We start from the raw sequence: 26,172 nt of genomic DNA, 5'->3' as shown, positions 1-26,172 counted from the left end.
GCGCCAGTCCTTGGCTACGCTTCCTGCGCATTGGGCAAAGCAAGGCGCGAGGTGTCTTCCTCGCCCTCCTCCGCGCCCACACGCCCTTCGTTCAGGCTGGCAATCCCTTCTGCGGTGATGTCGCCCGTCACGTACACGCCATCAAAACACGACGCATCGAAACCAACGATGGCGCTATTGAGCGCGCCCACCGCCTTCTTCATGCCATCCACATCCTGGTAGATAAGCGCGTCGCAGCCAATGGCCTGGCGGATCTCTTCAACCGTGCGGCCGTGGGCTACCAGTTCGCTGCTGGTGGGCATATCGATGCCATACACGTTGGGGTAGCGCACAGGCGGCGCCGCGCTGGCCAGGTACACCTTGCGGGCTCCCGCATCGCGCGCCATCTGCACGATCTCGCGGCTGGTCGTGCCGCGTACGATGGAGTCATCCACCAGCAGCACGTTGCGGCCCTTGAACTCGCTGCCGATCACGTTGAGCTTTTGGCGCACCGACTTTTTGCGCACGCCCTGCCCCGGCATGATGAAGGTGCGGCCCACATAGCGGTTCTTGACGAAGCCCTCCCGATACGGGACGCCCAACAGATGTGCCAGTTGGGTGGCGCTGGGGCGGCTGGACTCGGGAATGGGGATGATCACGTCGATCTCGTTGGGCGGCACGGTGGATACCACGCGTTTGGCCAAGGCTTCACCCAGGTTCAGACGGGCTTGATAAACCGAGATGCCGTCAAGCACCGAATCAGGCCGCGCAAGGTACACAAACTCAAAGATGCATGGATTGAGCTGCGGGTTCTCAGCGCACTGGCTGGCGTGAACCTGGCCATCGAGCGTGATGAAAATCGCTTCGCCTGGGTTGATATTGCGGTCGAACACATGGGAGGTGCCTTCCAGCGCCACCGACTCGCTGCCCACCATCACGGTGCCGTCCTGGCTGCGGCCCATGGCCAACGGGCGAATGCCATGCGGGTCGCGGAAGGCCAGCAGGCCGTGGCCTGCGATCAGCGCGATCACGGCATACGAACCCTTGATGCGCTTGTGCACCGCACGCACGGCCGTGAAGACGTCCTCGGGCTGCAACGGCACACCGCGCGTGGCGCGTTCGAGCTCGTGCGCAAACACGTTCAGCAGAACTTCTGAATCGCTTTCGGTGTTGGTGTGGCGATGGTCTGTCTGGAACAGCTCGGTGCGCAGTTCGCGGGCGTTCGTCAGATTGCCGTTGTGCACCAGCACGATGCCGAACGGGGCGTTGACGTAAAACGGTTGCGCCTCTTCTTCGCTGTAGGCATTGCCGGCGGTGGGGTAGCGCACCTGGCCCAGGCCCACGTTGCCCGGCAGAGCACGCATGTTGCGCGTGCGAAAGACGTCGCGCACCATGCCCTTGGCCTTGTGCATGAAGAATTTGCGGCCCTGCTGGGTCACGATGCCCGCTGCGTCCTGACCGCGATGCTGCAAGAGCAGCAGGGCGTCATAGATCAGCTGATTAACGGGCGCAGGACTGACGACGCCGACGATTCCACACATAGTTGTATTCCATCCGTTTGCGGGAACAGCCCCGCGGTCATCCAACGGCAGCAGCTTCTGGCCGCTCCCGCTTCGATATCACGAAGGCAGATGCCTTCCAAATTCGTCCGGCAGCGCCGGTTTCAACCCCTTGAGCACCTCGGTCAAGACCGGTGCACCCTGCGACTCCTGCCACCACTGCGCCTCGTGCACAGGCGTGATGCCCGCCACCACGGCCACCGCCAGCAACAAAACCAAACCACGCAGCACGCCAAACACGGCACCCAAGGTGCGATCGGCAGGGCGCAGGCCTACCGCCTCCACCAGTTTCTTGGCGATCCAGGCCAGAAAACCACAAGCGAAAACCGAAGCCACAAACACCACGACAAAACCGGCTGCATATCGCAGTGAATCGCCCGAACCGCCCATGGGCAACAAGGCCGCGGCATCAGCTGCAAACCACTGCGCCACAAAAAACGACACCACCCAGCCCAGAACCGACAGCACTTCAAACACCAGGCCACGCCACGCACCAATCAGCATGGAGGCCAGCAACACGGCCACAAACACCCAATCCAGCGCAGCCATGGACAAACGGTAGCCCGATCAGCAACGCTTACAGGGTCAGCACAGAAGCCGACAGGTCCAGCGCCTTGATGCGTGCCGCCGCCTTGTCTGCCTCTGTCCGATTGGTGAACGGGCCGACACGCACACGAGTGCGTTTGCCGTCTTTGGTGTCCACCACTTGCGTATAGGTCTTGAGGCCCACCCGTTCCACCTTGGTACGGGCTTCACGGGCCTTTTCAGCATCTGCGAAGGCGCCAACCTGCACAATGAAACGCGCCTCCTCGGCACCCGCTGCCGCTGGTACCGGAGTGCTGCGGCCTTCCAACAAGGCACGGGCACGCGCCGAGTCGTCCGCGCGCACAGGCTTGGGCTCGGGCGCAGGAGCAGGCGCTGGGGCCACGGGCGGCTTGGCCTCGTGTTTCACCTCGGGCCTGGCGGGTGCGGCTGCAGGGGCTGGCGCAGGTTTGGCTGCTGCGGGACGAGCGCTGGGCACCAGCTCCTCCCCGTCCGCCAGACCATTGGCCGCAGCCGTGCGCGAAGGTGCAGGCCGTTGTGCGGCAGCTGCGGGTGCTTGCTCTGGGGCGGCGGGCGCTGCTGGCTTGGCCGCGGCGGCATCGACCACAGGCGCAGGCACCACCAGCGGCGCGACCTTGTTGCGGTCCGGGATCTCGATGGGAATATCCACAGGAATGGGCCGTGGCTGGGTATCAAACAGCAGCGGAAACCCAATGACCCCCACCAGCACCAGCACCGCTGCGCCAATCAAACGATGCCGGGCGCGGCGGCGCATCACTTCGATGCTCTCAGCCTGTGGGGTGCGCGAGCGCTTGGACGGCTTTTCGGCCTGTTGCTGCTCACCCTGACCGGGCCACCGGAACTTGAAAAATGCCATGGACTAAGGACTCGTGAGGCGCTCAGGCGCCCAGATGTTTGGCGTGCAAGCGAGGTGTTCCGTTGATCAACACCCCACCCACCGTAAAGAACGAGCCAAAGACCACGATTCTATCAGCGGGGTCTGCAGCAGCCACCGCCGCGTGCAGGGCCTGCAGTGGGTCGGCATGCAAGCTGGACGTGACGTCCCGGCGACCGCCCGCCACCATGTGCACCGCATTCCACTTTTGCTGCAACACGGCGGCCGACTCTGCACGGGGAGTGGGCAGATCGGTGAAATACCAACGGTCCACCAGCGGCCCCACTTTGGCCAGCATCGGCGCCAGGTCTTTGTCCGCCATGGCGCCAAACACCGCGTGGGTGGTAGGGAAGAACCCCATCGCATCCAGATTGGCCGTGAGCGCCGCCACGGAGTGGGGGTTGTGCGCCACATCCAGCACCAGCGTTGGCTGCCCCGGTACGATCTGAAACCGCCCCGGCAATTCCACCAGGGCCATGCCGTTGCGCACTGCCTGCGCTGTGACGGGGAGGCGGTCACGCAATGCCTCAAAAGCGGCCAACACACCCGATGCGTTCACCAGCTGGTTGGCCCCGCGCAGGGACGGATAAGCCAGCCCGGCATAACGCCGCCCCCGGCCAGCCCAGCTCCACTGCTGCTTGTCGCCCGAAAAGTTGAAATCGCGCCCAAAACTCCACAGATCTGCGCCGATCTCCCGCGCGTGGTCCACCACGCTCTGGGGCGCCATCGGGTCACTCACGATGACCGGCCTGCCGGTACGCATGATGCCGGCCTTTTCCCGGCCAATGCTCTCGCGGTCCGGGCCCAGAAACTCTGTGTGGTCGATGTCGATGCTGGTGATGATGGCGCAGTCGGTGTCGATCACATTGGTGGCGTCCAGGCGCCCACCCAGGCCGACCTCAAGAATCGCCACATCCAGCAAGGCATGGCTCATGAGCCGCAGGATGGCCAGGGTGGTGAACTCAAAATACGTGAGCGACACCTCGTTGCCGTTCTGTGTTCTGGCGGCCTCCACCGCCTCGAAATGGGGCAGCAGATCTGCCGCTGGGACGATTTCGCCATGCACGCGGCAGCGCTCTTCAAAGTGCACCAGGTGCGGCGAGGTGTACACGCCCGTGCGGTAACCCGCCTGCAGCGCCACCGCTTCGAGCATTGCGCAGGTCGATCCCTTGCCGTTGGTGCCCGCCACCGTGATTACTGGGCACTCGAAACGCAGCGCCATGCGGCGCGCGACTTCAGCGACCCGGTCCAGGCCCATGTCAATGTTGCGGGGGTGCAGCTGCTCGCAGTGGCGCAGCCAGCCTTCCAGGGTGTGGGGTTTGGTTTGCATACAGCCCGGGATTGTCGCCGAGCCCGCATTCACCCCCTCGATTTCGAGGATGATGCGCGGCATGAACATCGTCATCACCGTTTACGGCATCCCCAATTGCGATACCGTCAAAAAATCCCGGATCTGGTTTGCAGAGCAAGGGTTGGAAGTCCAGTTTCATGACTTCAAAAAGCAGGGCGTTCCGGCCGACCAACTCCCGGTCTGGCTGAAGGCGGTCGGCTGGCAAAAGCTGGTCAATCGCCAGGGGACCACCTGGCGCAAGCTCGATGCGGCAACGCAGGCAGCGGTGCTGGACGATGCGAGCGCCAGCGCACTGGTTCAGCAGCAACCCAGCGTGATCAAAAGGCCGGTGGTTCAGTGGCAGGACGCCAAAGGCCTGCATGTCACCATCGGATTTGTGCCGGACCAGTGGCCCGCTGGACCGGATGGCGCATCCAAGGGGTGACTTAGGAAGGGGAACGCGGGAAAATCGCACAAATCTTTACGCAGATTTACGGCGTCAGGGGCCCGGGTTGACCAGGCGGGCCTAAACTTTTCTGCAGTCTGGTGCGTTATGTACCGACCCGAAAGGAGTTTCTCCATGAAAAAGATCGTGATTTTTTCTGCCCTGGCCGCCGTCGCCGTCGTGGCCGGCGCCCAGGAACAAGGCCGTGTGCTGTCTGCCACGCCCATCATTCAGCAAGTCGGCGTTCCGCAGCAGGTTTGTGGCAATGAAACCGTTTACAACGGCAACCGCACCACTGGCGCAGGCGCTGTGATTGGCGCGATTGCCGGTGGCGCTGTGGGCAACACCATTGGCAGGGGCAGCGGTCGCGCCGCAGCCACAGCCATCGGGGTGCTGGGCGGCGCAGTGGTGGGCAACCAGATCGAAGGCAATGGCCAGCCGCAGTACCAGAACGTGCAGCGCTGCACTACCGAGACGTACTACGAGAACCGCACGGTGGGCTACGACGTGGTCTATGAATACGCAGGCCGCCAGTACACCACCCGCACCCAGAATGACCCAGGCCGCTGGATTTCGGTGAACGTGCAGCCCGCTGGCCAGACCTATTCGACCCAGCCTGACCCATACGCAGCCCAGGGCGTATACAGCCAGCCGGGTGTGGTGACCTCCACCTACCCCGTGCAGCCGGTGTACCAGGCACCACCCACTTACGTGACGCCCCCGGTCACGGTAATTGAATATGGCTACGACGGCGGACGTCCCTACTACCCGCACCACCGCAACCCCTACTGGCGTTAAGCGCCGGCAGCCAAGCTGCCCAGGCCAGTGACCAAGAGCCCTTCGGGGCTCTTTTTCTTGGCACAAGCGGTCGAGGGCACGGATTTCGTTGGCGCCCGCAGTCCGAGGCGTCAGCACCCTGCCCTAAAATCGTGGGTTTCCTCCATTCCTACCCGCGCATTCCATGACCACCGAAAAAATCGACGGCGTGTCCGTCACCACCCAAGCCAATGTGTACTTTGACGGCAAGTGCGTGAGCCACGGCATCACCTTCCCGGACGGCACGAAGAAGTCGGTGGGTGTGGTGCTGCCCGCGACGCTCACGTTCAACACTGGCGCGCCTGAAATCATGGAATGTGTCGCAGGCTCGTGCGAATACAAGCTGGCAGGCACGGATGCGTGGGTGAAATCGTCCGCAGGCGAAAAGTTCAGCGTGCCCGGCAACTCCAAGTTCGACATCCGCGTGACCGAGGCCTATCACTACATCTGCCATTTCGGCTGAGATGTTCGGGCTAAAATTTGATTGATTTTGGCCTCTAGCGCTAGTCCACAATGCGCTGGTAGCTATCATTTTTGAAGAATATTCCATGGCAACCATCCTCCAGAACCTCCCCCTCGGCCAAAAGGTCGGCATCGCCTTCTCCGGCGGCCTCGATACCAGCGCCGCACTGCACTGGATGAAGCTCAAGGGCGCCGTGCCCTACGCCTACACCGCCAACCTGGGCCAGCCTGACGAGCCCGACTACGACGCCATCCCGCGCAAGGCCATGGAATACGGCGCCGAGAAGGCCCGCCTGGTGGACTGCCGCACGCAGCTGGCCCACGAAGGCATTGCCGCCCTGCAGGCTGGCGCCTTCCACATCAGCACCGGCGGCCTGACCTACTTCAACACCACGCCCCTGGGCCGCGCCGTCACCGGCACCATGCTGGTGGCCGCAATGAAGGAAGACGACGTCCACATCTGGGGCGACGGTTCGACCTTCAAGGGCAACGACATCGAGCGCTTCTACCGCTACGGCCTGCTCACCAACCCCTCGCTCAAGATCTACAAGCCTTGGCTGGACCAGCTGTTCATCGACGAGCTGGGCGGCCGCGCGGAAATGTCGGCGTTCATGACGCAGGCTGGCTTTGGCTACAAGATGAGCGCCGAGAAGGCCTACAGCACCGACAGCAACATGCTGGGCGCCACGCACGAGGCCAAGGACCTGGAGTTCCTGTCCAGCGGCATCCGCATCGTCAACCCCATCATGGGCGTGGCGTTCTGGAAGGAAGAAGTCGCTGTCAAGGCCGAAGAAGTGTCGGTGCGCTTTGAAGAAGGCCAGCCCGTCGCACTGAATGGCGTGGAGTTCAACGACCCGGTCGAACTGATCCTCGAAGCCAACCGCATCGGCGGCCGCCACGGCCTGGGCATGAGCGACCAGATCGAAAACCGCATCATCGAAGCCAAGAGCCGCGGCATCTACGAAGCCCCCGGCCTCGCCCTGCTGCACATTGCCTACGAACGCCTGGTGACCGGCATTCACAACGAAGACACCATCGAGCAGTACCGCATGAACGGCCTGAAGCTGGGCCGCCTGCTGTACCAAGGCCGCTGGTTCGACCCGCAAGCCATCATGCTGCGCGAAACCGCCCAGCGCTGGGTGGCCCGCGCCGTGACCGGCACCGTGACGCTGGAACTGCGCCGTGGCAACGACTACTCGCTGCTGAACACCGAGTCGCCCAACCTGACGTACCACCCCGAGCGCCTGTCGATGGAGAAAGTGGAAGACGCGCCGTTCTCGCCGCTGGACCGCATTGGTCAACTCACCATGCGCAATCTGGACATCGTGGACACGCGCGGCAAACTGGGCGTGTACTCGCGCGCTGGCCTGCTGTCGCTGGGAGGCAATGCCGCCCTGGCCCAGCTGGAAAACGACCGCAAGTAAGCCCTGAAGAAGCCCTCAGCTGTCAGAAGTCTCCCGGGTGCCGCCGGGAGCACCTTGGCAGTTCTTTCTGGATGAAAATGGCTGATAGCGCCAGTGCAATATGCCTTGGCAGCTATCAATAAATGAGTAAAGCCACCCATGGGGTGGCTTTTTCATGGATGCATCTGACCCAGAGCTACATATGCACGCCCGAGGTACACGGGCCGCAAAACGCTTCGCGCTCTATACCACCACCGGCTCGGGTTCCAGCCGGATGCCAAAGCGCTCATACACACTGGTCTGGATGGCTTTGGCCAGGGTCATCACTTCGCCCCCCGTTACGCTGTCAGCGCCCTGCCCCCGATTGACTAGCACCAGGGCCTGCTTTTCGTACACCCCGGCCTTGCCAATGGATTTGCCCTTCCAGCCACAGGCATCGATCAGCCAGCCCGCGGCCAGCTTGATGCTGCCGTCCGGCATGGGGTAGTGCACGATCTTGGGCTCGCGGGCGATGATGTCGCTGCACTGGTCGGGCGACACGGTGGGATTTTTGAAGAAGCTGCCCGCATTGCCCACCACGGCGGGGTCGGGCAGTTTGGCGCGGCGAATGTCGCAGATCCAGTCAAAGATCTGCCCGGCGCTGGGGTGCTCCACCCCCGCCTCAGCGCGACGGCGCTCCAGGTCCAGATAGCCCAGTACCGGCTTCCAGGGCTTGGGCAGCCGAAAGCGCACATGCGTGATCACCGCCCGGCCTGCCAGCCCCATGCCGCGCGGCAGCCCGCTGCCGTCCTGCGCCTCGGAGGGTGCATGCTTGAAGACCGAATCGCGATAGCCAAAGCCGCACTGCGCGGCGTCCAGGCTGAACGACTGGCCCGTGGCCAGATCGATGGCGTCGAGCGACTCGAAACGGTCCTGCAGCTCCACCCCGTAGGCGCCGATGTTCTGAACAGGTGACGCCCCCACGGTGCCCGGGATCAAGGCGAGGTTCTCCAGGCCCGGATAGCCGTGCGCCAGTGTCCAGGCCACGGCGTCGTGCCAGACCTCGCCAGCGCCCGCTTCCACGATCCAGGCCTTGGGGGTTTCCTCCACCAGGCGCAGGCCCTTGATTTCCATCTTGAGCACGACGGACTTCACATCACCGGTCAGGATGATGTTGCTACCGCCACCCAGCACAAATTTCGGTGCGGGCGCGAGCTGGGGGTCAGCCAGCACAGCGTGCACGTCATCCACCGAACGCACGCGCACCAGGGTTTGGGCGCGCGCGGCAATGCCGAAGGTGTTGCAGGGCTGTAAAGGGGCGTTTTTCTCGACTACCATTGGCCCGATTGTCGCACCCGGCCTTTTGGCCCCCTGCGATCAGCCCCCTTATCTGCACCTGTTTTCCCCGAGATAGAGACCCACCATGCCATCTTTTGACACCGTCTGCGAAGCCAACCTGGTCGAAGTGAAAAACGCGGTCGAGAACACCGCCAAGGAAATCACCACCCGTTTCGACTTCAAAGGCACCTCCGCCAGCATCGAGATCAAGGACAAGGACATCACGCTGATCGGCGACGCCGACTTCCAGCTCACCCAGATCGAAGACGTGCTGCGCAACAAGCTCACCAAACGCAATGTGGACGTGCGTTTTCTGGACATGGGTGACGTGCAGAAAATGGGCGGCGACAAGGTCAAGCAGGTCATCAAGGTGCGCAACGGCATCGAGAGCGAGCTGGCCAAGAAGATCCAGAAGCTGCTCAAGGAGAGCAAGCTCAAGGTGCAAGGAGCCATCCAGGAGGACAAGGTGCGCGTGACCGGCGCCAAGCGCGACGACCTGCAGGCCGCCATGGCCCTGATCCGCAAAGATGTGACGGACGTGCCGCTGTCGTTCGACAACTTCCGCGACTGATATGAAGCAACACCCCCGTGCAGCCCTGCGGGCCGGCCACCCGCTCTCGCAGCGCGGAGCGCTGCGGGCAGGGGGAAGCCACCAGCGCCGCGGGGCCACCCTTGCGCAGCGGCTCCTGCATGAACCGCGCCGGTATCTGCACCTCGTGGCCCTGTGGATCGGTTTGCTGCTTGGCCCCACATGGGCACATGCGCAGGCCGTGGCGCTGGCGGGTGTGTTGGGTAGCAAGGCACTGCTCGTGGTGAACGCCAGCCCGCCCAAGGCGGTGGGCGCGGGGGATGAGTTCCAGGGCGTGAAAGTCATCGCCGTCGCCAAGGACGAGGCCACCGTCGAGATCCAGGGCGCACGGCGCACGCTGCGGATGGGCGAGGCGCCCGTGAGCGTGGGCGGACGCAGTGGCAGCGGCAAACGCATTCTGCTGGTGGCGGATGGCCGAGGGCATTTTGTGAACAGCGGCACCATCAACGGCCAGGTCATGCAGTACATGGTGGACACCGGGGCTTCCACCGTCGCCATCGGGCGGCCCGATGCGGAGCGCATGGGCCTCAACTACCAAAGCGGCCAGCCAGTGCGCGTGAACACCGCCAATGGTGTTGCCCAAGGCTGGCGCATGAAGCTCGACTCCATCCGCATTGGCGACGTCGAAGTCTTTGGGGTGGAGGCCATCATCACCTCGCAGCCCATGCCTTACGTGCTGCTGGGTAACAGCTTCCTGAACGAGTTCCAGATGACCCGCACCAACGACCAGATGGTGCTGGAAAAGCGCCACTGACACCGACGATGTCCGCACACCCAGCCTCCACCCACGCCCACTCCGAAGGGGAGTACGAAGACCTGCTCAGCCTCTGGTCCGACCTGGAGTCGGCCCTGTCGGTCCTGCTGAGCCGGCCGCTGCAGGTGCAGGATTTTCCGGGCAAGGTACGGCAGTTTGATGCCTGGCTGCAGGACCTGGTGGCGCACGACATCGACGCGGCGCTGTACCTGATGTTCCAGCATGCGTCCACATCCACCGTGGGCTACAGCGCATCGCACGCGCTGGTGTGTGGCACGCTGTGCCACATCATGGCGCTGGAGCTCAAACTGCCGCAGCGTGAGCGCGACAGCCTGGTGCGGGCCGCACTCACGATGAACATTGGCATGACAACCCTGCAAGACGAACTCGCCGTGCAGCGCGAGCGCCCCTCGACCGAGCAGCAGGAGGCCATCAAGAGCCACCCCGAGGACAGCATGCTGCTGCTGGAGCGCCTGTTCATCAACGATCCTCTCTGGCTGGACGTGGTGGGGCAACACCATGCCAGCATTGCAGAGCGCGTGCCCCTGGCCAATCAGGAGCCAATCGACCGGCTCACCCGCATCCTCGGCACCATCGACCGGTATGCCGCCATGATCAGCCCGCGCAAATCCCGCGCCGGGCGCAGCGCCACCGACTCGGTGCGCGCCATCGTGGGGCAAGAGGTGGACCAACGCGATGAGGTCAGCTACACCCTGGTGCGGTCCATCGGCCTGTGCCCCCCAGGTACCTTTGTCAAACTGGACAACGGAGAGACCGCCATCGTGCTGCGCCGCAGCGACAAGGCCAACCACCCGCTGGTGGCCAGCCTGCTGGACAACACCGGCAACCACCGCAGCCAGCCCAGCCTGTACCAGACCGCGAGCGGTAAGCCGCGCATCCAGTCGGCTCTGGCTCGGTCCGCCGTGAGCCTGGAGTTGAACCACCGCACCATGGTGCGGCTGGGGCTTTATGCCGCTCAGCACAGCGCGGGGCTGCGCGGGCTGGTGACCGCGCCCGGAGCGCTCTGACACTCGCGCCCGGCGCAGTTCTTCTGTCAGTGTTTGTGCTTGGCCTTGGCCTCGTCTTCAGCGGGCTTGGCTTTTTTGCTGCCCAGACGTGATTCCTTGCCTGCAATCAGGCGCTGGATGTTCTCGCGGTGGCGCCAGGCCAGCAGCAGCGCCATCACCACAATGGAGGCTGCAATCGTGCCCTCGGCATACCAGACCACGCCATCCACCATCAGGTAGTACACCGGGGCAAACGCAGCGGCCACCAGCGAGGCCAGCGACGAGTAGCGGAAGAAGAACGCAATGATGAGCCAGGTGGCCGCTGTGGCCAGGCCGAGCCAGCCGCTGATGCCCACCAGCACGCCCAGCGCCGTCGCCACGCCCTTGCCACCCTGAAACCGGAAGAACACCGGCCACAGGTGCCCCAGGAAAGCAGCCAGCCCCACCAGCGCAACAGTGCCGTCCTCCAACCCATAGGGATGACCAAACCACATCACCAGCGCCACCGGCAGCCAGCCCTTCATCGCGTCCAGCAGCAGGGTCACGATGGCAGCCGCCTTGCTGCCCGAGCGCAGCACATTGGTGGCGCCGGGATTCTTGCTGCCATAGGTGCGCGGATCGCTCAGGCCCATGACGCGCGTCACGATGACGGCAAACGATAGCGAGCCCAACAGGTAGGCGGCCACAGTGGCAAGAACGGGATAGACGGCGGTCAAAGCAACTCCTTGGAAATCTAATGGTCAGCCTTCTGACGGGCTGTATCGCGCGGCGGCCTATTCTGCCAGCGCGCACTGCACCGGTTTGGCGCCCAGCAGCTGCACGCACACCTGCGGGTCCAACTGCACCAAAAAGCCCCGGCGCCCGCCATTGATGGCAATGCGGGGCAGCGCGAGGATGGTTTCTTCGATATAGACCGGCATGGTGCGCCGCGTGCCGAACGGAGACGTGCCGCCCACCAGGTAGCCGCTGTGCCGGTTGGCCACCTCGGGCGCGCAGGGTTCGACCGACTTGGCGCCGATCTGGCGTGCGAGGTTCTTGGTAGAGACCTTGCGATTGCCATGCATCAGCACCAGCAGTGGCTTGGCGTCCTGATCCTGCATGACAAGGGTCTTGACCACGGTGAACGGGTCCAGCCCCAGCACCTCGGCGCTGTGCATCGCGCCGCCGTGCTCCAGGTACTCATACGGGTGTTCGGTGAACGCCACCTTGTTCGCCTTGAGCAGCTGGGTGGCTTGAGTCTCGGAAACGTTTTCTTTCTTGGCCATGGTGTGGTGCGGATAGGGCACCGATGGTATCCGTATCCAAATGTGAGCGCGTTGAATCCTGCAGCGACGTGTCAGAACACCGTGGCAGGCGCTGCGGCGGCCTTGCGGCGCCGCCCTACCTTGCGTTTGCCGTATTCCTCGATGGCGACCACCAGCGCCTGCGTGAACTGCCGCACCAATGTGGACTGACTGCGCCCCTCGGCCGCCAAGACCTGCAGGCGGCGCTGCTGCAGCTGCGCCTCGTCAAAAGGCCGGGCTGCCAGCAGGCCCGCCTCCACCCAGCGCGCCGCCGTGAGGTAGCTGGCCAGCACCACGTCCTGCCCGCTCAGCAGCGGCAGCAGGGCCGACGAGAAATTGCTCTCCACGGCGGGCACATAGCGCAGCCCCTGCACCGCACAGCTCAGGTCAAACAGCTGCCGCCCGGTGGTATTAGCGGCGCCCAGCAGCAAGGGGTAGCGCACCACATCGGCCACGCTCACGCTGCGCTGGCGCGCCAGCGGGTGCTGCGCGGGCATGACGGCGTAAATGGGTGCGATGGCCGAGTGCAGCACCTGCAGGCCCTTCTCCGGTGCCGTGCTGTACTTCAGCGCCAGATCCGCCTCGCCGCGCAGCACCAGGGCCGACACCTCTTGCGGCACGGCCACCTGCAACTGCAGCTGCACTTGGGGATGCGCCTGCCGAAACCCGGCCATGACCAGCGGCATGAACGCTGCCGCAAACCCTTCGGTACAGGCCAGCCGCACCCGCAGGGCACCTTGGGCGGACAGATCCTGCAATTGCTCGACCAGCTCCAGCGCCTGCGCGTCGTGCGCGCTGGCGTGGGCCAGCAGCCGGGTGCCTGCCTCGGTCAGCGTCATGCCCCGGGCCTGGCGCTCAAACAGCACCACGCCCAGGCTGTCTTCCAGCTTGCCCAGCTGGCGGCTCACGGCCGACGCGGCCACATGCAGGCGCTGCGCCGCCTGGTTGACGGAGCCTGTGCGCGCCACCTCCAGAAAGTAACGCAAGGGCAGGCTGAGCAGTGAAATGGCCATGGTTGTTTAAATCACAAAAAGGCAATGGTCAGTTGCCAAATCTCTATTCCAAGCAATGGTAAACCAGCATCCATCTTGCATGGCTTGAGGCTCCAATTCACCCATGCCCTGGCACGGGCGCCGCGTGGCCTCATGGAGCCACGCGCCCGCTGCCGGGGCCCTACCACCGGAGTCCGCATGAAACGCCTTGTTCGAGCCACTTTCCTGTCTGCCACCCTGGCAGTGTTTGCCGGCCATGCCAGCCTGGCCTCGGCCCAGACTACGCCGCCTGCCGAAGCGTGGCCCCAGCGTCCGGTGCGCATGGTGGTGCCCTTCCCGCCCGGCGGCGGCACCGACGTGGTGGCACGCGCGCTGGCACAGAAGCTGGCTGGCCGCCTGGGCACGGCGGTGGTGATCGACAACAAGCCGGGCGCCTCCACCATCATCGGCACCGAAGCCGTGGTGCGCGCCGACCCGGACGGCTACACACTGCTGGTCTCGGGCTCCACCAGCTACACGGTCAACCCTGCCCTGCGCAGCAAGCTGCCCTACGACCCGGCCAAGGACCTGGTGCCCGTGGCCACCGTGGCCCGGGCGCCGCTGGTGCTGGTCGTCAGCGCCAGCGCGCCCTACAAAGACCTGAATGCGCTGATCGCAGCCGCCAAGGCCAAGCCCAAGAGCATCCACTACGCCACCTTCGGCTCGGGCTCCGGCCCGCACCTGGCAGGCGCACTGCTGGAGCAGGCTGCGGGCATCCAGCTGCAAGACGTGCCTTACCGGGGCAGCAGCCAGTCGCTGATCGCCCTCATGGGCGGCGAAATTCAGTTGGGCATCGACACCGTGGCCGCTGCGGCGCCGCAGGTGAAGGCCGGCAAACTGCGCGCCCTGGCCATTGCAGGCAAGTCGCGCTCCAGCATGCTGCCGGGGGTGCCCACCGTGGAGGAACTCAAGCTGCCCGACGCTGTGTTCGATGCGTGGTACGCCATCGCCGCCCCCGCCAAGACACCACAGTCCGTCATCCGCAAGCTGGTGACCGAGGTAGAGGCTGTCACCCGCGACAGTGGACTGCAGGAACAGATGCGCACCCAGGGCATGGAACCCGTGCACCTGGGCCCCGTGGCCACGCGCGCCATGATCGATGACGAGATCGGCCGCTACCGCGCGCTGGCCCACCGCGCCAAGATCGTGGTGGATTGAAGAACACATGAACAGGACCTGCACGATGAACCGCCAACAGCTCATTCAAAGCGTCCAGCGCTACTTTGACGAGGGCCGCTTTGCCAACGACCTGCGCCGCCGTGTGGCCTGGCGCACAGAAAGCGACACCGGCAAGGTGCCGCCCGAGCTACGCGCCTACCTCACCGACGAAATGGTGCCCTGGCTCACGCCCCTGGGTTTTGAGTGCGAGGTGCTCGACAACCCGTCGCCACAAGGCGGCCCCTTTTTGGTGGCCCGCCGCGTGGAAGACCCTGCGCTACCCACCGTGCTGACCTATGGCCATGGCGATGTGGTCAACGGGCAGGACGCGCAATGGCGCGAAGGCCTCTCGCCCTGGGAGCTGACCATCGAAGGCGAGCGCTGGTACGGCCGGGGCACGGCCGACAACAAAGGCCAGCACACCGTGAGCCTGGCCGCACTGGCGCACGCCATCGAGGCCCGGAGCGGCCGCCTGGGCTACAACGTGACGCTGCTCATGGAGATGGGCGAAGAGGCGGGCTCACCCGGCCTGGGCGCCTTCTGCGAGCAACACCGCGATGCATTGAAGGCCGATCTGTTCGTGGCCAGCGACGGCCCCCGTGTGAATGCGGGCCACCCCACCCTCTTTCTGGGGTCGCGCGGTGCGATCAATTTCTCGCTCGCCGTGCGCAGCCGCGACAAGGCGTATCACTCGGGCAACTGGGGCGGCGTGCTGGCCAACCCGGCCATGGTGCTCACGCACGCACTGGCCACGCTGGTGGACGCGAAGGGCCGCATCCTGGTCAAAGGCCTGCTGCCGCCTGCGGTGCCCGACAAGCTGCGCACGGCCCTCCAGGACGTGGTGATTGGCACCGGCGCCGATGACCCCGCGCTCACACCCGACTGGGGCGAGCCCGGCCTCACCCCCGCCGAGCAGCTGGTGGGCTGGAACACGCTGGAAGTGCTGGCGCTGGGCGCGGGCAACGCACAGCGGCCCATCAATGCCATCCCTGCGCAGGCCGTGGCGCATTGCCAGCTGCGCTTTGTGGTGGGCACCGATTGGCAGAACGTGCAGGCCACGCTGCGCGAGCACCTGGACGCGCATGGCTTCAACCAGGTCGAAATCACCATGGGCATGCACTGCGGCGCCACGCGGCTCGATCTGCACAACCCTTGGGTGGACTGGACGATGGCCTCGCTGCAGGCCAGCGCCGGCCAGCCCGCCACGCTGCTGCCCAACCTGGCAGGCTCGCTGCCCAACGACATCTTTGCCGACCAGCTGGGCCTGCCCACGCTGTGGGTGCCCCACTCGTACCCCGCTTGCGCCCAGCATGCGCCCAACGAGCATTTGCTGGCACCCGTGGCACGCGAAGGGCTGGCGGTGATGGCCGGGTTGTTCTGGGACCTGGGAGAGGCCCAAGGAACGCCGTGGGTTGAAGGACGCACCACCCGCCAGGAGGCGACGGCCTGACGGCTGTGCCCGACGATTCGTCAATAAACAAAGGGGCCCTGCTGGGCCCCTTTGTTTTTCTCCTGCCGAGTCACAGGGTCACACCCTGCCCGCTCACAGCGCCGGGTCGCGCAGCTCCCAGCGGATCGCGTCGATGGCCTTCAGCACCTCGGGCGACAGCGTGGTGCCCCAGGCGTTCAGGTCTTCTTCCAGCTGCGCCACGGACGTCACGCCGATGATGGTGCTGGCCACTTGCCACTTGGTGTAGCAGAACGCCAGCGCCATCTGCGTGGGCGTCATGCCGTTGGCGCGGGCCAATGCGTTGTAACGGCGCGAAGCCTCCAACGCCTCGGGGCGGCCCCAGCGCTGTTTGCGCACGGATTCATACGATGCAATGCGCGCGCCCTGCGGGGCATTGGGGCCGGTGATGCCGCTTTCGTCGTACTTGCCCGTCAGCAGGCCAAAGCCCAAGGGCGAATAGGCCAGCAGAGACACATCCAGGCGGTGGCAGGTTTCATCCAGCCCGTTTTCCCAGGTGCGGTTGATCAGGCAGTACGGGTTCTGCACGGTAGCGACACGCGGCAGGCCATGCTGCTCGGCCAGACGCACGAATTCGTGCACGCCGTAGGGGGTTTCATTCGACAGGCCGATGTAGCGCACCTTGCCCGCCTTCACCAGCCCGGCCAGCGCTTCCAGCTGCTCGTGGATGGGGGTTTGCGACGTTTCCTTGGCGGGGTCGTAATACAGGTTGCCGAAGGCAGGCACATGGCGCTCGGGCCAGTGGATCTGGTAGAGGTCGATCACATCGGTCTGCAGGCGGCGCAGGCTGCCTTCGCACGACGCCACGATATCGGCCGCCGTCATGCCCTTGCCCTCGCGCACCCAGGGCATGCCGCGCGATGGGCCGGCCACCTTGGTGGCCACCACCAGCTTCTGGCGCGCGCCGGGGTTCTTGGCAAACCAGTTGCCGATGATGGTTTCAGTCGCGCCAAAGGTCTCAGCCTTGGCGGGCACGGCATACATCTCGGCCGTGTCAATGAAGTTCACGCCACGCGCAAGCGATTGGCTCAGGATGGCGTGCGAATCGGCCTCGTTGACCTGCTCGCCGAAGGTCATGGTGCCCAGGCAAATGGGGGTGACAAGCAGGTCACTCTGACCCAAGCGGACGGTGTTCATGCGGTGAAGGCTCCAGATGGTGGAAAAGGAAACAGGGCCTGCTGCGACCCCGGCTGGCGATGGTACAAGCGATCGCCAAAACCTGCCGGGCGCCGGACTCCTTGGTGACACCGCAGGGCGCCCCGCCAGCGCGGCGGCAACGTAACATTGGCACAGCATGTACCAAGTTCTCACCCCTTCGCGCAGCAGCACACTGGCGCTGCGGCACCTCAATTACCACGTCCGCCACTGGGGCCCCGAGCACAGCGACCTGCCCACGCTGGTGCTGCTGCATGGCTGGATGGACGTGAGTGCCTCCTACCAGTTCACGGTGGACGCGCTGCGCCAACCACGCCGCATCATTGCGCCAGACTGGCGCGGCTTTGGCCTCACCACCGGTGCGCCGGTGGACCACTATGTGTTTGCCGACTACCTGGCCGACCTGGACCTGCTGCTGGACCACTACGCGCCCGGCGAGGCCATCGACCTGGTGGGCCACAGCATGGGCGGCAACGTGGCCATGATGTACGGCGGCGTGCGGCCCGAGCGCGTGCGCAAGCTCGTCAACCTGGAAGGCTTTGGCCTGCCCGCCACACGCCCTGCGCAAGCGCCCACGCGCTACGCGCAATGGATCGACGAAATCAAGCAGTTGCACCAGGGCACCAAGGAACTCAAGACCTATGACAGCGCCGACGGCGTGGCCCGCCGCCTGATGAAGACCAACCCCCGCCTGTCCGAGGACAAGGCCCAATGGCTGGCCCAGCACTGGGCACGGCCCAACGCGCAGGGGCAGTGGGAAATCCTGGGCGACCCCGCCCACAAGATCACCAGCGCGCAGCTGTACCGCGCGGACGAGGCGCTGGCCATCTACGAGCGCATTACCGCCCCCGTGCTGGCCATCGAGGCCAGTGGCGACAGCCTGGGCCAGTGGTGGAACGGCCGGTACACCCTGGACGAATACCACCAGCGCCTGACCCATGTGCGCACCTGCAGCACGGCCGTCGTGCAAGACGCGGGGCACATGCTGCACCATGACCAGCCGGAGCAGGTGGCCCAGCTGATCGAATCGTTTTTGGGTGCTGCCTGAGGCAATTGAGAGCCCTGGCGCCTTCAGGCGCTAGTGGATATTGCCTGAGTAGCTATCATTTTTGATATCCTCCAGGCGGACTACCCACCGGACTTCATGCTCCAGTCCGGCAACCGCCCGGCACAAAGGGCATTGGTGGGGCTCTTACCCATCCCATGAGAAAATCGCGGGTTATTCCACAGAACACCCAGGACAAGAATCATGGACGCAGAACGCATCAACCTCATCGGCACTACCCTCAGCGACCTGGCTCTGCGCACGCAAGAGTTACGGAGGTATCTTTGACTTCGATGCCAAATTTGAACGCCTGCGCACGGTAAACGCTTCGCTGGAAGACCCTTCGGTCTGGAACGATCCGAAGAAGGCCCAGGAGCTGGGCAAGGAACAAAAATCGCTCTCCAGCGTGGTGGTCACGCTCGACAAGCTCACCCGCGATCTGGCCGACAACGCCGAGCTGTATGAGATGAGCAAAGAGGAAGGCGATGAAGCCGGCCTTTTGACCATCGAGTCGGAAGCCGCCACCATGCGCGCGGCGGTGGAAGAGCTGGAGTTCCGCCGCATGTTCCGCAACGAGGCGGACCCGCTCAACTGCTTTGTGGACATTCAGGCAGGCGCTGGTGGTACCGAGGCCTGCGACTGGGCCAGCATGCTGCTGCGCCAGTACCTGAAGTACGCCGAACGCAAGGGCTTCAAGGCCACGGTCGAAGAAGAAACCCCGGGCGACGTGGCCGGCATCAAGAGCGCCACGATCAAGATCGAGGGTGAATACGCCTTCGGCCTGCTGCGCACCGAAACCGGTGTGCACCGCTTGGTGCGCAAGAGCCCGTTCGACAGCTCGGGCGGCCGTCACACCTCGTTCGCGTCGCTGTTCGTGTATCCCGAGATCGACGACTCCATCGAGATCAACATCAACCCGGCCGACGTGCGAACCGACACCTTCCGCGCATCGGGCGCGGGCGGCCAGCACATCAACAAGACCGACTCGGCCGTGCGCCTGACGCACATCCCCACCGGCATCGTGGTGCAGTGTCAGGACGGCCGCAGCCAGCACAGCAACCGCGACGTGGCATGGCAGCGCCTGCGCAGCCGCCTGTATGACTTCGAGATGCGCAAGCGCATGGAAGAGCAGCAGAAGCTGGAAGACACCAAGACCGACGTGGGCTGGGGCCACCAGATCCGCAGCTACGTGCTGGACAACAGCCGCATCAAGGACCTGCGCACCAACGTCGAAATCTCGGCCACGCAGAAGGTGCTGGACGGCGACCTCGATGCCTTCATCGAAGCTTCGTTGAAGCAAGGCGTCTGAGCGATGCGTATGCGCACCGACGCCATCATCTTCGACATGGACGGCACCATGATCGACTCCATGCCCTGGCACGCCCAGGCGTGGGTCGAGTTTGCACGCCGCCGGGGCATGGACATCGACGTGCCTGACCTCATGGCGCGCACCACGGGCCGCAATGGCACCGAGTGCATCGTGGAGCTGCTGGGCCGCCCCGTGTCGCAGGACGAGGCCGACGCGCTCACGCACGAAAAAGAAACCATCTACCGCGAGCTGTTCGCCCCGCGCTTCTCCGAAGTGGCCGGGTTTCGCCAGTTTGCGGCGCAGGTGCGTGCCCGTGGCCTCAAGGTGGCCGTGGGCACGGCGGGCGACATCGGCAACGTGGAATTCGCCCTGGGCCACCTCGGCCTGGAGCCCGCGCCACAAGCCATCGTGCGCGGCGACGAGGGCCTGCCTGGCAAGCCCCAGCCTGCCATTTTTCTCGAAGCCGCGCGCCGCATTGCAGCCGACCCAGCGCACTGCATCGTTTTTGAAGATGCACCCTTTGGCATTGAGGCCGCGCGCCGCGCGGGCATGCGCGCCGTGGCCATCTGCAGCACCCACACGCCCGAGCAACTGGCCGGGCCCCATGTGCTGGCAGCCGTGCGCGACTACACCGAACTCATGAACACCGACTTTCTGGAGAGCATCCATGTTGCAACTGCATAAAGCCGACGGAAGCGGAGACGGCGCGGCCCCGGCCATCGCCATCCGCCGCGAGGACTACACCGCCCCCGCCTACTGGATCGACAGCGTGGAGCTGACCTTCGACCTGGACCCGGCCAAGACCCGTGTGCTCAACCGCATGACGCTGCGCCGTAACCCCGACGTGGCCGCGCAGCCGCTCAAGCTCGACGGCGATGACCTGAACCTGGCGCGCGTGCTGGTCAACGGCCAGGGCACCTCGTTCAAGATGGAAGGCACCCGCCTGGTGCTGGAGAACCTGCCTGAAGGCTCCGAGCCTTTCGCGCTGGAGATCTTCACCACCTGCTGCCCCGCCAAGAACACGCAGCTCATGGGCCTGTACGTGAGCCAGGGCACCTTCTTCACGCAGTGCGAGGCCGAGGGCTTTCGCCGCATCACCTACTTCCTGGACCGCCCTGATGTGATGGCCAGCTACACCGTCACGCTGCGCGCCGACAAGGCCCAGTACCCGGTGCTGCTGAGCAACGGCAACCTGGTGGACAGCGGCGACCTAGAAGACGGCCGCCACTTTGCCAAGTGGGTCGACCCGCACAAGAAGCCCTGCTACCTGTTCGCCCTGGTGGCGGGCAAGCTGGTGGCCCGCGAGCAGAAGATCAAGAGCCGCTCGGGCACCGACCACCTGCTGCAGGTTTACGTGCGTCCGGGCGACCTGGGCAAGACCGAACATGCCATGAACTCGCTGATGTACAGCGTGGCCTGGGACGAAGCCCGCTTCGGCCTGCCGCTGGACCTGGAGCGCTTCATGATCGTCGCCACCAGCGACTTCAACATGGGCGCCATGGAGAACAAGGGCCTGAACATCTTCAACACGAAGTACGTTCTGGCCAGCGAATCCACAGCCACCGACACCGACTTTGCCAACATCGAAAGCGTGGTCGGCCACGAGTACTTTCACAACTGGACAGGCAACCGCGTGACCTGCCGCGACTGGTTCCAGCTGAGCCTGAAGGAAGGCCTCACCGTCTTCCGCGACCAGGAATTCAGCATGGACCTGGCGGGCAGCCCGTCCGCCCGCGCCGTCAAGCGCATCGAGGACGTGCGCGTGCTGCGCACCGCCCAGTTCCCGGAAGACGCGGGCCCCATGGCCCACCCCGTACGGCCCGACAGCTACGTCGAGATCAACAACTTCTACACCGTCACCATCTACGAAAAGGGTGCGGAAGTGGTGCGCATGCAGCACAACCTGGTGGGCCGCGAAGGCTTTGCCAAGGGCATGAAGTTGTACTTCGAGCGCCATGACGGCCAGGCTGTGACCTGCGACGACTTTGTGCAAGCCATTGCCGATGCCAACCCAGGCAGCCCGCTCACGCAGCACCTTGCGCAGTTCAAACGCTGGTACAGCCAGGCCGGCACGCCCCGCGTGCGCGCCACAGGCCGCTACGACGCCGCCATGCGCTGCTACGCACTCACGCTGTCGCAAAGCTGCGCCCCTACGCCTGGCCAGAGCGAGAAGCAGCCCTTCGTCATCCCGGTCGAGCTGGGCCTGATCGACGCCAACACTGGTGCCGCCCTGCCCTTGCACCTTGCGGGCGAAGGCGCTGCAGAAGGTGCAGCCCACACCACCTCGCGCGTGGTGGTGCTCACCGAGGCGTCGCAGACCCTGACCTTCACCAACCTGGACGCCGAACCCGTGCCCTCGCTGCTGCGCGGCTTCAGCGCGCCCGTGGTGCTGGACATCGACTACACCGATGCGCAGTTGCTCACCCTGCTGGCGCACGATGCCGACGCCTTCAACCGCTGGGAAGCAGGCCAGCGCCTAGCACTGCGAATTGCTATTAATACAATAGCTAATGAGGCATATAAAACTGGCGCTAACGGCCGATTTGACCAAACCATCCTGTCTGCAGAGTTTGTGGAAGCCATGCGCAGCGTGCTGCGCAACCCAGCCCTGGATGCAGCGTTCAAGGAGCTGGTGCTCACGCTGCCCTCCGAAACCTACATCGCCGAGCAGCTGGATGTGGCGGACCCTCAGCGCATCCACGCGGTACGCGAAGCCATGCGCGAAGAGTTGGCGCTAGCACTGCAGGCCGACTGGGAAACCGTCTGGGAACAGAACCAGGACACCGGCGGCTACCGCCCCGACCCCGTCTCCTCCGGCCGCCGCGCGCTCAGCGGCCTGGCGCTGCACATGCTGTGCATTGCCGCGCAGAAGACAGGCGATGTGGTGTGGCCTGGCAAGGCCTACCAGCGCTTCAAGGTGGCAGGCAACATGACGGACCGCTTCAACGCCCTGACGGCCCTGGTGGCCAGTGGCAGCGAACTGGCGGCACCTGCCCTGGCGCGCTTCCATGCGATATTCAAGGACGAGCCGCTGGTCATCGACAAGTGGTTTGCGCTGCAGGCCGGTGCGCCAGATCGGGGCGGTAACGTGCTGCCCTCTGTGCGCCAGCTCATGTCGCACCCGGACTTCAGCCTGAAGAACCCCAACCGTGCGCGCAGCGTGATCTTCAGCTACTGCAGTGCCAACCCCGGCGCCTTCCACCGGCAGGACGCTGCGGGCTACGTGTTCTGGAGCGATCGCGTGATCGAGCTGGACGCCATCAACCCGCAGGTCGCCGCCCGCCTCGCGCGCGCGCTCGACCGCTGGAAGAAGCTGGCAGACCCGTGGCGCAGCGCCGCCCGCGAGGCCATCGCACGCGTCGCTGCCAAGCCCGACCTGTCCAACGATGTGCGCGAGGTGGTGACCCGCGCACTCGCCGAATAAACCACGACCGAGAAGAGACTGACATGGCAAAAAGCATCAGCCTGACCCGCTACCTCGTTGAGCAGCAACGGGTGGACGGCCTCATCCCCTCGCAGCTGCGCCTGCTGCTCGAAGTGGTGGCGCGCGCCTGCAAAAGCATCAGCCACGCCGTGAACAAAGGTGCGCTGGGCGGCGTACTGGGCACGGCCAGCAGCGAAAACGTGCAGGGCGAGATCCAGAAAAAGCTCGACATCATCGCCAACGAGGTGCTGATCGAGGCCAACGAATGGGGCGGCCACCTGGCGGCCATGGCATCCGAAGAAATGGATGGCATCTACCTGGTGCCCAACCGCTACCCGCAAGGTGAATACCTGCTGCTGTTCGACCCCCTCGACGGCTCCAGCAACATCGATGTGAACGTGAGCATCGGCACCATCTTCAGCGTGCTGAAGAAGCCCGATGGCGACCGGGGCGTGGAGGAAGGCGACTTCCTGCAGCCCGGCACGCAGCAAGTGGCCGCGGGCTACTGCATCTACGGCCCGCAGACCACGCTGGTGCTCACCGTGGGCGACGGCGTGGCCATGTTCACGCTCGACCGCGAACAAGGCTCCTTCGTGCTGACCGAGGAGAACGTGCGCATCCCCGAGGACACCAAGGAATTCGCGATCAACATGAGCAACATGCGCCACTGGGACGAGCCCGTGAAGCGCTACATCGACGAATGCCTGCAAGGCAAGGAAGGCCCGCGCGGCAAGGACTTCAACATGCGCTGGATTGCCAGCATGGTGGCCGACGTGCACCGCATCCTGACCCGTGGCGGCGTCTTCATGTACCCCTGGGACAAGCGCGAGCCCAACAAGCCCGGCAAGCTGCGCCTGATGTACGAAGCCAACCCCATGGGCTGGCTGGTCGAGCAGGCGGGTGGTGCTGCCACCAACGGCAAGCAACGCATCCTCGACATCCAGCCCACCCAGTTGCACGAACGCGTGAGCGTGATCCTTGGCTCAAAAAATGAAGTTGAGCGCGTGACCAGCTACCATTCCACGCTATAATTCGAGGCTAAGCCGGTGTAGCTCAGTCGGTAGAGCAGCTCATTCGTAATGAGAAGGTCGGGTGTTCGATTCATCTCTCCGGCACCAAATGAAAAGCCCTGATTCGCAAGAGTCAGGGCTTTTTTGTTGGCCTTCACGAGGCTAAAGCCTGTCTGCAGTAGTCGGGCAGCAACCAATAGGGCACCACTCCATCCACCGGCGGCAACCTCTCGCGCATCCAGGGGCGCGCGAATGGCAGCTTACGTGTTTGCAAACATCTGCAACTGAGGCAGACTATTTACCTCTGCCTGCCGCTGCAGGACGCTCCATCCACCGCCGACAGGTAGCTCACCAAAGTCCCCTCAACCCTTCCACCACCACCCACCATCATGAGCGTCGAACGCAGAGGCAGCCCGGACCGCCGTACCGGCAAGGATCGCCGCCAGGAAGAAAAAGGCCCCCCCACCAATTTCGAGCGGCGACGGGCCATCGAGGCACGCCAGCCCGAATTGACGGAACTACACATGAGCGAGGACGAGCTCAAGGCACTGGGTTTTACAACCCCTACAAAAGACAACACTCGAAAGACCGGCTAAGCCTGCGCTCGCCCCGCACGCAGGCCCTCTGCACCGCGCACGGGGGGGACAATGTGGGCGGGGCAAGGTTCGAGCCTAATCCTCCCGGCCGCAGGCTGGCAAGCCAATCAGGCGGTGCGCCACCATATCGAGCGCCGGTCTGACGTTGCCTTGCTTGTCAGTCCAGACACGGGGGTTGAGACCGCCAGACAACGCCACCGAATCACCATCGCGCAGTTGGTGAAGGGATGCGCAAAGGTCCTCGTCAAAGGCAATGACGTTGATGAAAAGCACTTCGCCCTCTGCCGTGCTGGCTCGCACCTTTACCAAGGTGTAGACCTTGCCCGCTTTGTCTGTACGGCGCTCCGCTTCACCGTATAGCCGTCCAGCCACCAATCCATCAATCATGAGGTCTCCGTGCCCATAGCGGGCTGTTGTCGCCTCCCCCGCGGCGGGCCAGCCATCAGCGCCCAGCTGACGCACCTGCCAAGGCGCCTGACACCGCTGCGTTGCCGGCGCGGAAACGCAGCTGACCATGGCGCAGCAGGCGCCGCCACCAACCAGCGATACCGAGGTCAGCAGAATCAGCGCGGAGGGAAAAGCAAAAAAGCCCAGAACCTTTCGGCTCTGGGCTTTTGCTATCAATGGTCGGCGTGGCGGGATTCGAACTCGCGACCCCTTGCACCCCATGCAAGTGCGCTACCAGGCTGCGCTACACGCCGACAAGACTTAGATTATATGCAGAAAAAAGCTCAGTTCAGAGAAAGTAGTGCACGAATTTCAAATAATTCTTGGCGCACTGCATTGGAGTCCAGGGAAAAGCCCGTTGCGACGATAGAAAGGTCACGCGCGTTATCCACCAGCATGCTGGGTAGCTCAGCGTCCTGAGCCATCGCCGATTCATCAGAGCCCGTTGCCCCCTCCCGCGAAGGATGCGTGAGTTCTTGCAGACGATTGCGCGCCCCGCTGATGGTGAAGCCTTGGTCGTACAGCAGGTCACGGATACGGCGAATCATCAGCACCTCATGGTGCTGGTAATAGCGCCGGTTGCCACGCCGCTTCATCGGTCGCAGCTGCGTGAACTCCTGCTCCCAGTAACGCAACACGTGCGGCTTGACGCCGCACAGCTCCGCAACCTCACCAATCGTGAAGTATCGTTTGGCGGGGATGGAAGGGAGGGTGGTGCCCATGAGATGCGAATTCAAACGGGAAAGCTTTCAAGGGTACTGCAGACCAGCCTGCACCGCCAGCCACCAGGAACATCTTGGCAACAGAAACGGTGCAAATTCACGCAACGGCTGCCGTCTGAATCTGCTCCTTGAGCTTGCTGCTGGCATGAAAAGTCACGACGCGGCGCGCCTTGATGGGAATGGCCTCTCCGGTACGCGGATTGCGCCCGGGGCGAGGTGCTTTAGTGCGGATCTGAAAGTTGCCAAACCCCGACAGCTTCACATCCTTGCCTTCAACCAGGCTCTGGGCAATCAGGTCGAAGAAGGCGTCGATCATGTCCTTGGACTCGCGCTTGTTCAGGCCGATCTGATCGAACAACAGATCCGCCAATTGCGCCTTGGTCAGTGCCGGTGTTTCCAGGCTTTCGACTGCGAATTCGATCATG

The 26,172-nt window shown here is 64.2% G+C and carries 27 protein-coding genes and 2 tRNA genes; 16 read left to right on the top strand and 13 right to left on the bottom strand.

Annotated features, from left to right (window positions below; genetic code table 11):
* Positions 1-14: 14 nt before the first annotated feature.
* The 4 genes from purF to folC all read right to left on the bottom strand — a co-directional run bounded on the left by purF (position 15) and on the right by folC (position 4,306).
* On the bottom strand, positions 15-1,520 hold the full coding sequence (gene purF / locus C8C99_RS06580) for an amidophosphoribosyltransferase (RefSeq protein ID WP_056645485.1): 1,506 nt from the start codon (positions 1,518-1,520) through the stop codon (positions 15-17).
* A 78-nt stretch (positions 1,521-1,598) separates the two neighbouring features.
* Complete coding sequence (locus C8C99_RS06575; RefSeq protein ID WP_056645488.1) at positions 1,599-2,087, bottom strand: CvpA family protein; 489 nt, start codon at positions 2,085-2,087, stop codon at positions 1,599-1,601.
* 28 nt (positions 2,088-2,115) lie between these two features.
* A complete protein-coding gene (locus C8C99_RS06570; RefSeq protein ID WP_108625286.1) occupies positions 2,116-2,958 on the bottom strand; it encodes an SPOR domain-containing protein in 843 nt (280 codons plus the stop codon).
* Positions 2,959-2,980: 22 nt separating this feature from the next.
* A complete protein-coding gene (gene folC / locus C8C99_RS06565) occupies positions 2,981-4,306 on the bottom strand; it encodes a bifunctional tetrahydrofolate synthase/dihydrofolate synthase (protein ID WP_108627065.1) in 1,326 nt (441 codons plus the stop codon).
* A 61-nt stretch (positions 4,307-4,367) separates the two neighbouring features.
* Between folC and C8C99_RS06560 the strand changes: the two genes are divergently transcribed.
* From C8C99_RS06560 to argG, 4 genes are all read left to right on the top strand, one after another.
* The gene (locus C8C99_RS06560) at positions 4,368-4,751 is read left to right on the top strand and encodes an arsenate reductase (RefSeq protein ID WP_108625285.1); all 384 of its coding nucleotides are present in this window, start codon (positions 4,368-4,370) and stop codon (positions 4,749-4,751) included.
* 135 nt (positions 4,752-4,886) lie between these two features.
* Entirely contained in the window at positions 4,887-5,549 is a 663-nt protein-coding gene (locus C8C99_RS06555; RefSeq protein WP_108625284.1) for a glycine zipper 2TM domain-containing protein, read from the top strand.
* A gap of 163 nt (positions 5,550-5,712) precedes the next feature.
* Positions 5,713-6,030 (top strand): pyrimidine/purine nucleoside phosphorylase, encoded by a 318-nt coding sequence (locus tag C8C99_RS06550; RefSeq protein ID WP_015014470.1) that lies wholly within the window; start codon positions 5,713-5,715, stop codon positions 6,028-6,030.
* Between the two features lie 85 nt (positions 6,031-6,115).
* Complete coding sequence (argG, locus tag C8C99_RS06545; protein WP_056645500.1) at positions 6,116-7,453, top strand: argininosuccinate synthase; 1,338 nt, start codon at positions 6,116-6,118, stop codon at positions 7,451-7,453.
* 222 nt (positions 7,454-7,675) lie between these two features.
* Here argG and murB read toward each other — a convergent pair whose 3' ends face one another.
* Positions 7,676-8,749, bottom strand: coding sequence for a UDP-N-acetylmuramate dehydrogenase (murB, locus tag C8C99_RS06540; protein WP_108625283.1), 1,074 nt, complete (start codon positions 8,747-8,749; stop codon positions 7,676-7,678).
* Positions 8,750-8,834: 85 nt separating this feature from the next.
* On the opposite strand from murB, the gene C8C99_RS06535 reads away from it, so the two are divergent.
* From C8C99_RS06535 to C8C99_RS06525, 3 genes are read left to right on the top strand one after another with little or no spacing between them, the layout of a single operon-like run.
* The gene (locus tag C8C99_RS06535) at positions 8,835-9,320 is read left to right on the top strand and encodes a YajQ family cyclic di-GMP-binding protein (protein ID WP_108625282.1); all 486 of its coding nucleotides are present in this window, start codon (positions 8,835-8,837) and stop codon (positions 9,318-9,320) included.
* 1 nt (position 9,321) lies between these two features.
* On the top strand, positions 9,322-10,092 hold the full coding sequence (locus tag C8C99_RS06530) for a TIGR02281 family clan AA aspartic protease (RefSeq protein ID WP_369867127.1): 771 nt from the start codon (positions 9,322-9,324) through the stop codon (positions 10,090-10,092).
* A gap of 8 nt (positions 10,093-10,100) precedes the next feature.
* On the top strand, positions 10,101-11,120 hold the full coding sequence (locus C8C99_RS06525) for an HD-GYP domain-containing protein (protein ID WP_108625281.1): 1,020 nt from the start codon (positions 10,101-10,103) through the stop codon (positions 11,118-11,120).
* Positions 11,121-11,146: 26 nt separating this feature from the next.
* On the opposite strand, the gene plsY is transcribed toward C8C99_RS06525, so the two are convergent.
* The 3 genes from plsY to C8C99_RS06510 all read right to left on the bottom strand — a co-directional run bounded on the left by plsY (position 11,147) and on the right by C8C99_RS06510 (position 13,395).
* Positions 11,147-11,815: a glycerol-3-phosphate 1-O-acyltransferase PlsY gene (gene plsY / locus C8C99_RS06520; protein WP_108625280.1), complete on the bottom strand. Its 669-nt coding sequence runs from the start codon at positions 11,813-11,815 to the stop codon at positions 11,147-11,149.
* Between the two features lie 57 nt (positions 11,816-11,872).
* The gene (locus C8C99_RS06515; RefSeq protein ID WP_108625279.1) at positions 11,873-12,364 is read right to left on the bottom strand and encodes an aminoacyl-tRNA deacylase; all 492 of its coding nucleotides are present in this window, start codon (positions 12,362-12,364) and stop codon (positions 11,873-11,875) included.
* 71 nt (positions 12,365-12,435) lie between these two features.
* A complete protein-coding gene (locus C8C99_RS06510) occupies positions 12,436-13,395 on the bottom strand; it encodes a LysR family transcriptional regulator (protein WP_108625278.1) in 960 nt (319 codons plus the stop codon).
* Between the two features lie 177 nt (positions 13,396-13,572).
* On the opposite strand from C8C99_RS06510, the gene C8C99_RS06505 reads away from it, so the two are divergent.
* Positions 13,573-14,571 (top strand): tripartite tricarboxylate transporter substrate binding protein, encoded by a 999-nt coding sequence (locus tag C8C99_RS06505; protein WP_108625277.1) that lies wholly within the window; start codon positions 13,573-13,575, stop codon positions 14,569-14,571.
* A 25-nt stretch (positions 14,572-14,596) separates the two neighbouring features.
* Complete coding sequence (locus tag C8C99_RS06500; protein WP_108625276.1) at positions 14,597-16,021, top strand: M20 family metallopeptidase; 1,425 nt, start codon at positions 14,597-14,599, stop codon at positions 16,019-16,021.
* A gap of 93 nt (positions 16,022-16,114) precedes the next feature.
* On the opposite strand, the gene C8C99_RS06495 is transcribed toward C8C99_RS06500, so the two are convergent.
* Positions 16,115-17,176, bottom strand: a complete 1,062-nt coding sequence (locus C8C99_RS06495) for an aldo/keto reductase (RefSeq protein ID WP_108625275.1) — start codon at positions 17,174-17,176, stop codon at positions 16,115-16,117.
* A 157-nt stretch (positions 17,177-17,333) separates the two neighbouring features.
* Between C8C99_RS06495 and C8C99_RS06490 the strand changes: the two genes are divergently transcribed.
* The 7 genes from C8C99_RS06490 (at position 17,334) to C8C99_RS06460 (ending at position 24,578) form a co-directional block, all read left to right on the top strand.
* Entirely contained in the window at positions 17,334-18,242 is a 909-nt protein-coding gene (locus tag C8C99_RS06490; protein WP_108625274.1) for an alpha/beta fold hydrolase, read from the top strand.
* 201 nt (positions 18,243-18,443) lie between these two features.
* Positions 18,444-19,548 (top strand): peptide chain release factor 2 gene (prfB, locus tag C8C99_RS06485; protein WP_099730502.1). Its coding sequence is split into 2 segments (ribosomal slippage): positions 18,444-18,524 and positions 18,526-19,548, totalling 1,104 coding nucleotides; the frame shifts between segments, so codons are not numbered across the junction.
* A 9-nt stretch (positions 19,549-19,557) separates the two neighbouring features.
* Positions 19,558-20,232 (top strand): HAD family phosphatase, encoded by a 675-nt coding sequence (locus C8C99_RS06480; RefSeq protein WP_043565428.1) that lies wholly within the window; start codon positions 19,558-19,560, stop codon positions 20,230-20,232.
* Entirely contained in the window at positions 20,216-22,972 is a 2,757-nt protein-coding gene (gene pepN / locus C8C99_RS06475; protein ID WP_108625273.1) for an aminopeptidase N, read from the top strand. The genes C8C99_RS06480 and pepN overlap by 17 nt, the downstream gene beginning before the upstream one ends.
* A gap of 23 nt (positions 22,973-22,995) precedes the next feature.
* Entirely contained in the window at positions 22,996-24,003 is a 1,008-nt protein-coding gene (locus tag C8C99_RS06470) for a class 1 fructose-bisphosphatase (RefSeq protein WP_056063775.1), read from the top strand.
* 11 nt (positions 24,004-24,014) lie between these two features.
* A tRNA-Thr gene (locus tag C8C99_RS06465) sits at positions 24,015-24,090 on the top strand.
* A gap of 281 nt (positions 24,091-24,371) precedes the next feature.
* On the top strand, positions 24,372-24,578 hold the full coding sequence (locus tag C8C99_RS06460) for a hypothetical protein (RefSeq protein ID WP_082576924.1): 207 nt from the start codon (positions 24,372-24,374) through the stop codon (positions 24,576-24,578).
* A gap of 75 nt (positions 24,579-24,653) precedes the next feature.
* Here C8C99_RS06460 and C8C99_RS06455 read toward each other — a convergent pair whose 3' ends face one another.
* The 4 genes from C8C99_RS06455 to C8C99_RS06440 form a co-directional block, all read right to left on the bottom strand.
* Complete coding sequence (locus C8C99_RS06455) at positions 24,654-24,965, bottom strand: single-stranded DNA-binding protein (protein ID WP_108625272.1); 312 nt, start codon at positions 24,963-24,965, stop codon at positions 24,654-24,656.
* A gap of 237 nt (positions 24,966-25,202) precedes the next feature.
* Positions 25,203-25,279 (bottom strand) — tRNA-Pro (locus tag C8C99_RS06450).
* 30 nt (positions 25,280-25,309) lie between these two features.
* Complete coding sequence (locus C8C99_RS06445; protein WP_108625271.1) at positions 25,310-25,747, bottom strand: MerR family transcriptional regulator; 438 nt, start codon at positions 25,745-25,747, stop codon at positions 25,310-25,312.
* A 97-nt stretch (positions 25,748-25,844) separates the two neighbouring features.
* Positions 25,845-26,171 (bottom strand): integration host factor subunit alpha, encoded by a 327-nt coding sequence (locus tag C8C99_RS06440; RefSeq protein ID WP_056063789.1) that lies wholly within the window; start codon positions 26,169-26,171, stop codon positions 25,845-25,847.
* Between the last annotated feature and the right edge of the window lies 1 nt (position 26,172).

Origin of the sequence: Acidovorax sp. 107, from assembly GCF_003058055.1 — a bacterium.
Taxonomy (GTDB): Bacteria; Pseudomonadota; Gammaproteobacteria; order Burkholderiales; family Burkholderiaceae_C; genus Acidovorax.
Note: the sequence above shows the minus strand (reverse complement) of the source record. Positions and strands in the feature narration are given on the sequence as shown.

Excerpts from the sequence above, each read along its gene's own strand:
- purF (WP_056645485.1), bottom strand. The coding sequence starts at position 1,520 with ATGTGTGGAATCGTCGGCGTCGTCAGTCCTGCGCCCGTTAATCAGCTG.
- C8C99_RS06575 (WP_056645488.1), bottom strand. The coding sequence starts at position 2,087 with ATGGCTGCGCTGGATTGGGTGTTTGTGGCCGTGTTGCTGGCCTCCATG.
- C8C99_RS06570 (WP_108625286.1), bottom strand. The coding sequence starts at position 2,958 with ATGGCATTTTTCAAGTTCCGGTGGCCCGGTCAGGGTGAGCAGCAACAG.
- folC (WP_108627065.1), bottom strand. The coding sequence starts at position 4,306 with ATGCAAACCAAACCCCACACCCTGGAAGGCTGGCTGCGCCACTGCGAG.
- C8C99_RS06560 (WP_108625285.1), top strand. The coding sequence starts at position 4,368 with ATGAACATCGTCATCACCGTTTACGGCATCCCCAATTGCGATACCGTC.
- C8C99_RS06555 (WP_108625284.1), top strand. The coding sequence starts at position 4,887 with ATGAAAAAGATCGTGATTTTTTCTGCCCTGGCCGCCGTCGCCGTCGTG.
- C8C99_RS06550 (WP_015014470.1), top strand. The coding sequence starts at position 5,713 with ATGACCACCGAAAAAATCGACGGCGTGTCCGTCACCACCCAAGCCAAT.
- argG (WP_056645500.1), top strand. The coding sequence starts at position 6,116 with ATGGCAACCATCCTCCAGAACCTCCCCCTCGGCCAAAAGGTCGGCATC.
- murB (WP_108625283.1), bottom strand. The coding sequence starts at position 8,749 with ATGGTAGTCGAGAAAAACGCCCCTTTACAGCCCTGCAACACCTTCGGC.
- C8C99_RS06535 (WP_108625282.1), top strand. The coding sequence starts at position 8,835 with ATGCCATCTTTTGACACCGTCTGCGAAGCCAACCTGGTCGAAGTGAAA.
- C8C99_RS06530 (WP_369867127.1), top strand. The coding sequence starts at position 9,322 with ATGAAGCAACACCCCCGTGCAGCCCTGCGGGCCGGCCACCCGCTCTCG.
- C8C99_RS06525 (WP_108625281.1), top strand. The coding sequence starts at position 10,101 with ATGTCCGCACACCCAGCCTCCACCCACGCCCACTCCGAAGGGGAGTAC.
- C8C99_RS06515 (WP_108625279.1), bottom strand. The coding sequence starts at position 12,364 with ATGGCCAAGAAAGAAAACGTTTCCGAGACTCAAGCCACCCAGCTGCTC.
- C8C99_RS06510 (WP_108625278.1), bottom strand. The coding sequence starts at position 13,395 with ATGGCCATTTCACTGCTCAGCCTGCCCTTGCGTTACTTTCTGGAGGTG.
- C8C99_RS06505 (WP_108625277.1), top strand. The coding sequence starts at position 13,573 with ATGAAACGCCTTGTTCGAGCCACTTTCCTGTCTGCCACCCTGGCAGTG.
- C8C99_RS06500 (WP_108625276.1), top strand. The coding sequence starts at position 14,597 with ATGAACCGCCAACAGCTCATTCAAAGCGTCCAGCGCTACTTTGACGAG.
- C8C99_RS06495 (WP_108625275.1), bottom strand. The coding sequence starts at position 17,176 with ATGAACACCGTCCGCTTGGGTCAGAGTGACCTGCTTGTCACCCCCATT.
- C8C99_RS06490 (WP_108625274.1), top strand. The coding sequence starts at position 17,334 with ATGTACCAAGTTCTCACCCCTTCGCGCAGCAGCACACTGGCGCTGCGG.
- C8C99_RS06480 (WP_043565428.1), top strand. The coding sequence starts at position 19,558 with ATGCGCACCGACGCCATCATCTTCGACATGGACGGCACCATGATCGAC.
- pepN (WP_108625273.1), top strand. The coding sequence starts at position 20,216 with ATGTTGCAACTGCATAAAGCCGACGGAAGCGGAGACGGCGCGGCCCCG.
- C8C99_RS06470 (WP_056063775.1), top strand. The coding sequence starts at position 22,996 with ATGGCAAAAAGCATCAGCCTGACCCGCTACCTCGTTGAGCAGCAACGG.
- C8C99_RS06460 (WP_082576924.1), top strand. The coding sequence starts at position 24,372 with ATGAGCGTCGAACGCAGAGGCAGCCCGGACCGCCGTACCGGCAAGGAT.
- C8C99_RS06455 (WP_108625272.1), bottom strand. The coding sequence starts at position 24,965 with ATGATTGATGGATTGGTGGCTGGACGGCTATACGGTGAAGCGGAGCGC.
- C8C99_RS06445 (WP_108625271.1), bottom strand. The coding sequence starts at position 25,747 with ATGGGCACCACCCTCCCTTCCATCCCCGCCAAACGATACTTCACGATT.
- C8C99_RS06440 (WP_056063789.1), bottom strand. The coding sequence starts at position 26,171 with ATGATCGAATTCGCAGTCGAAAGCCTGGAAACACCGGCACTGACCAAG.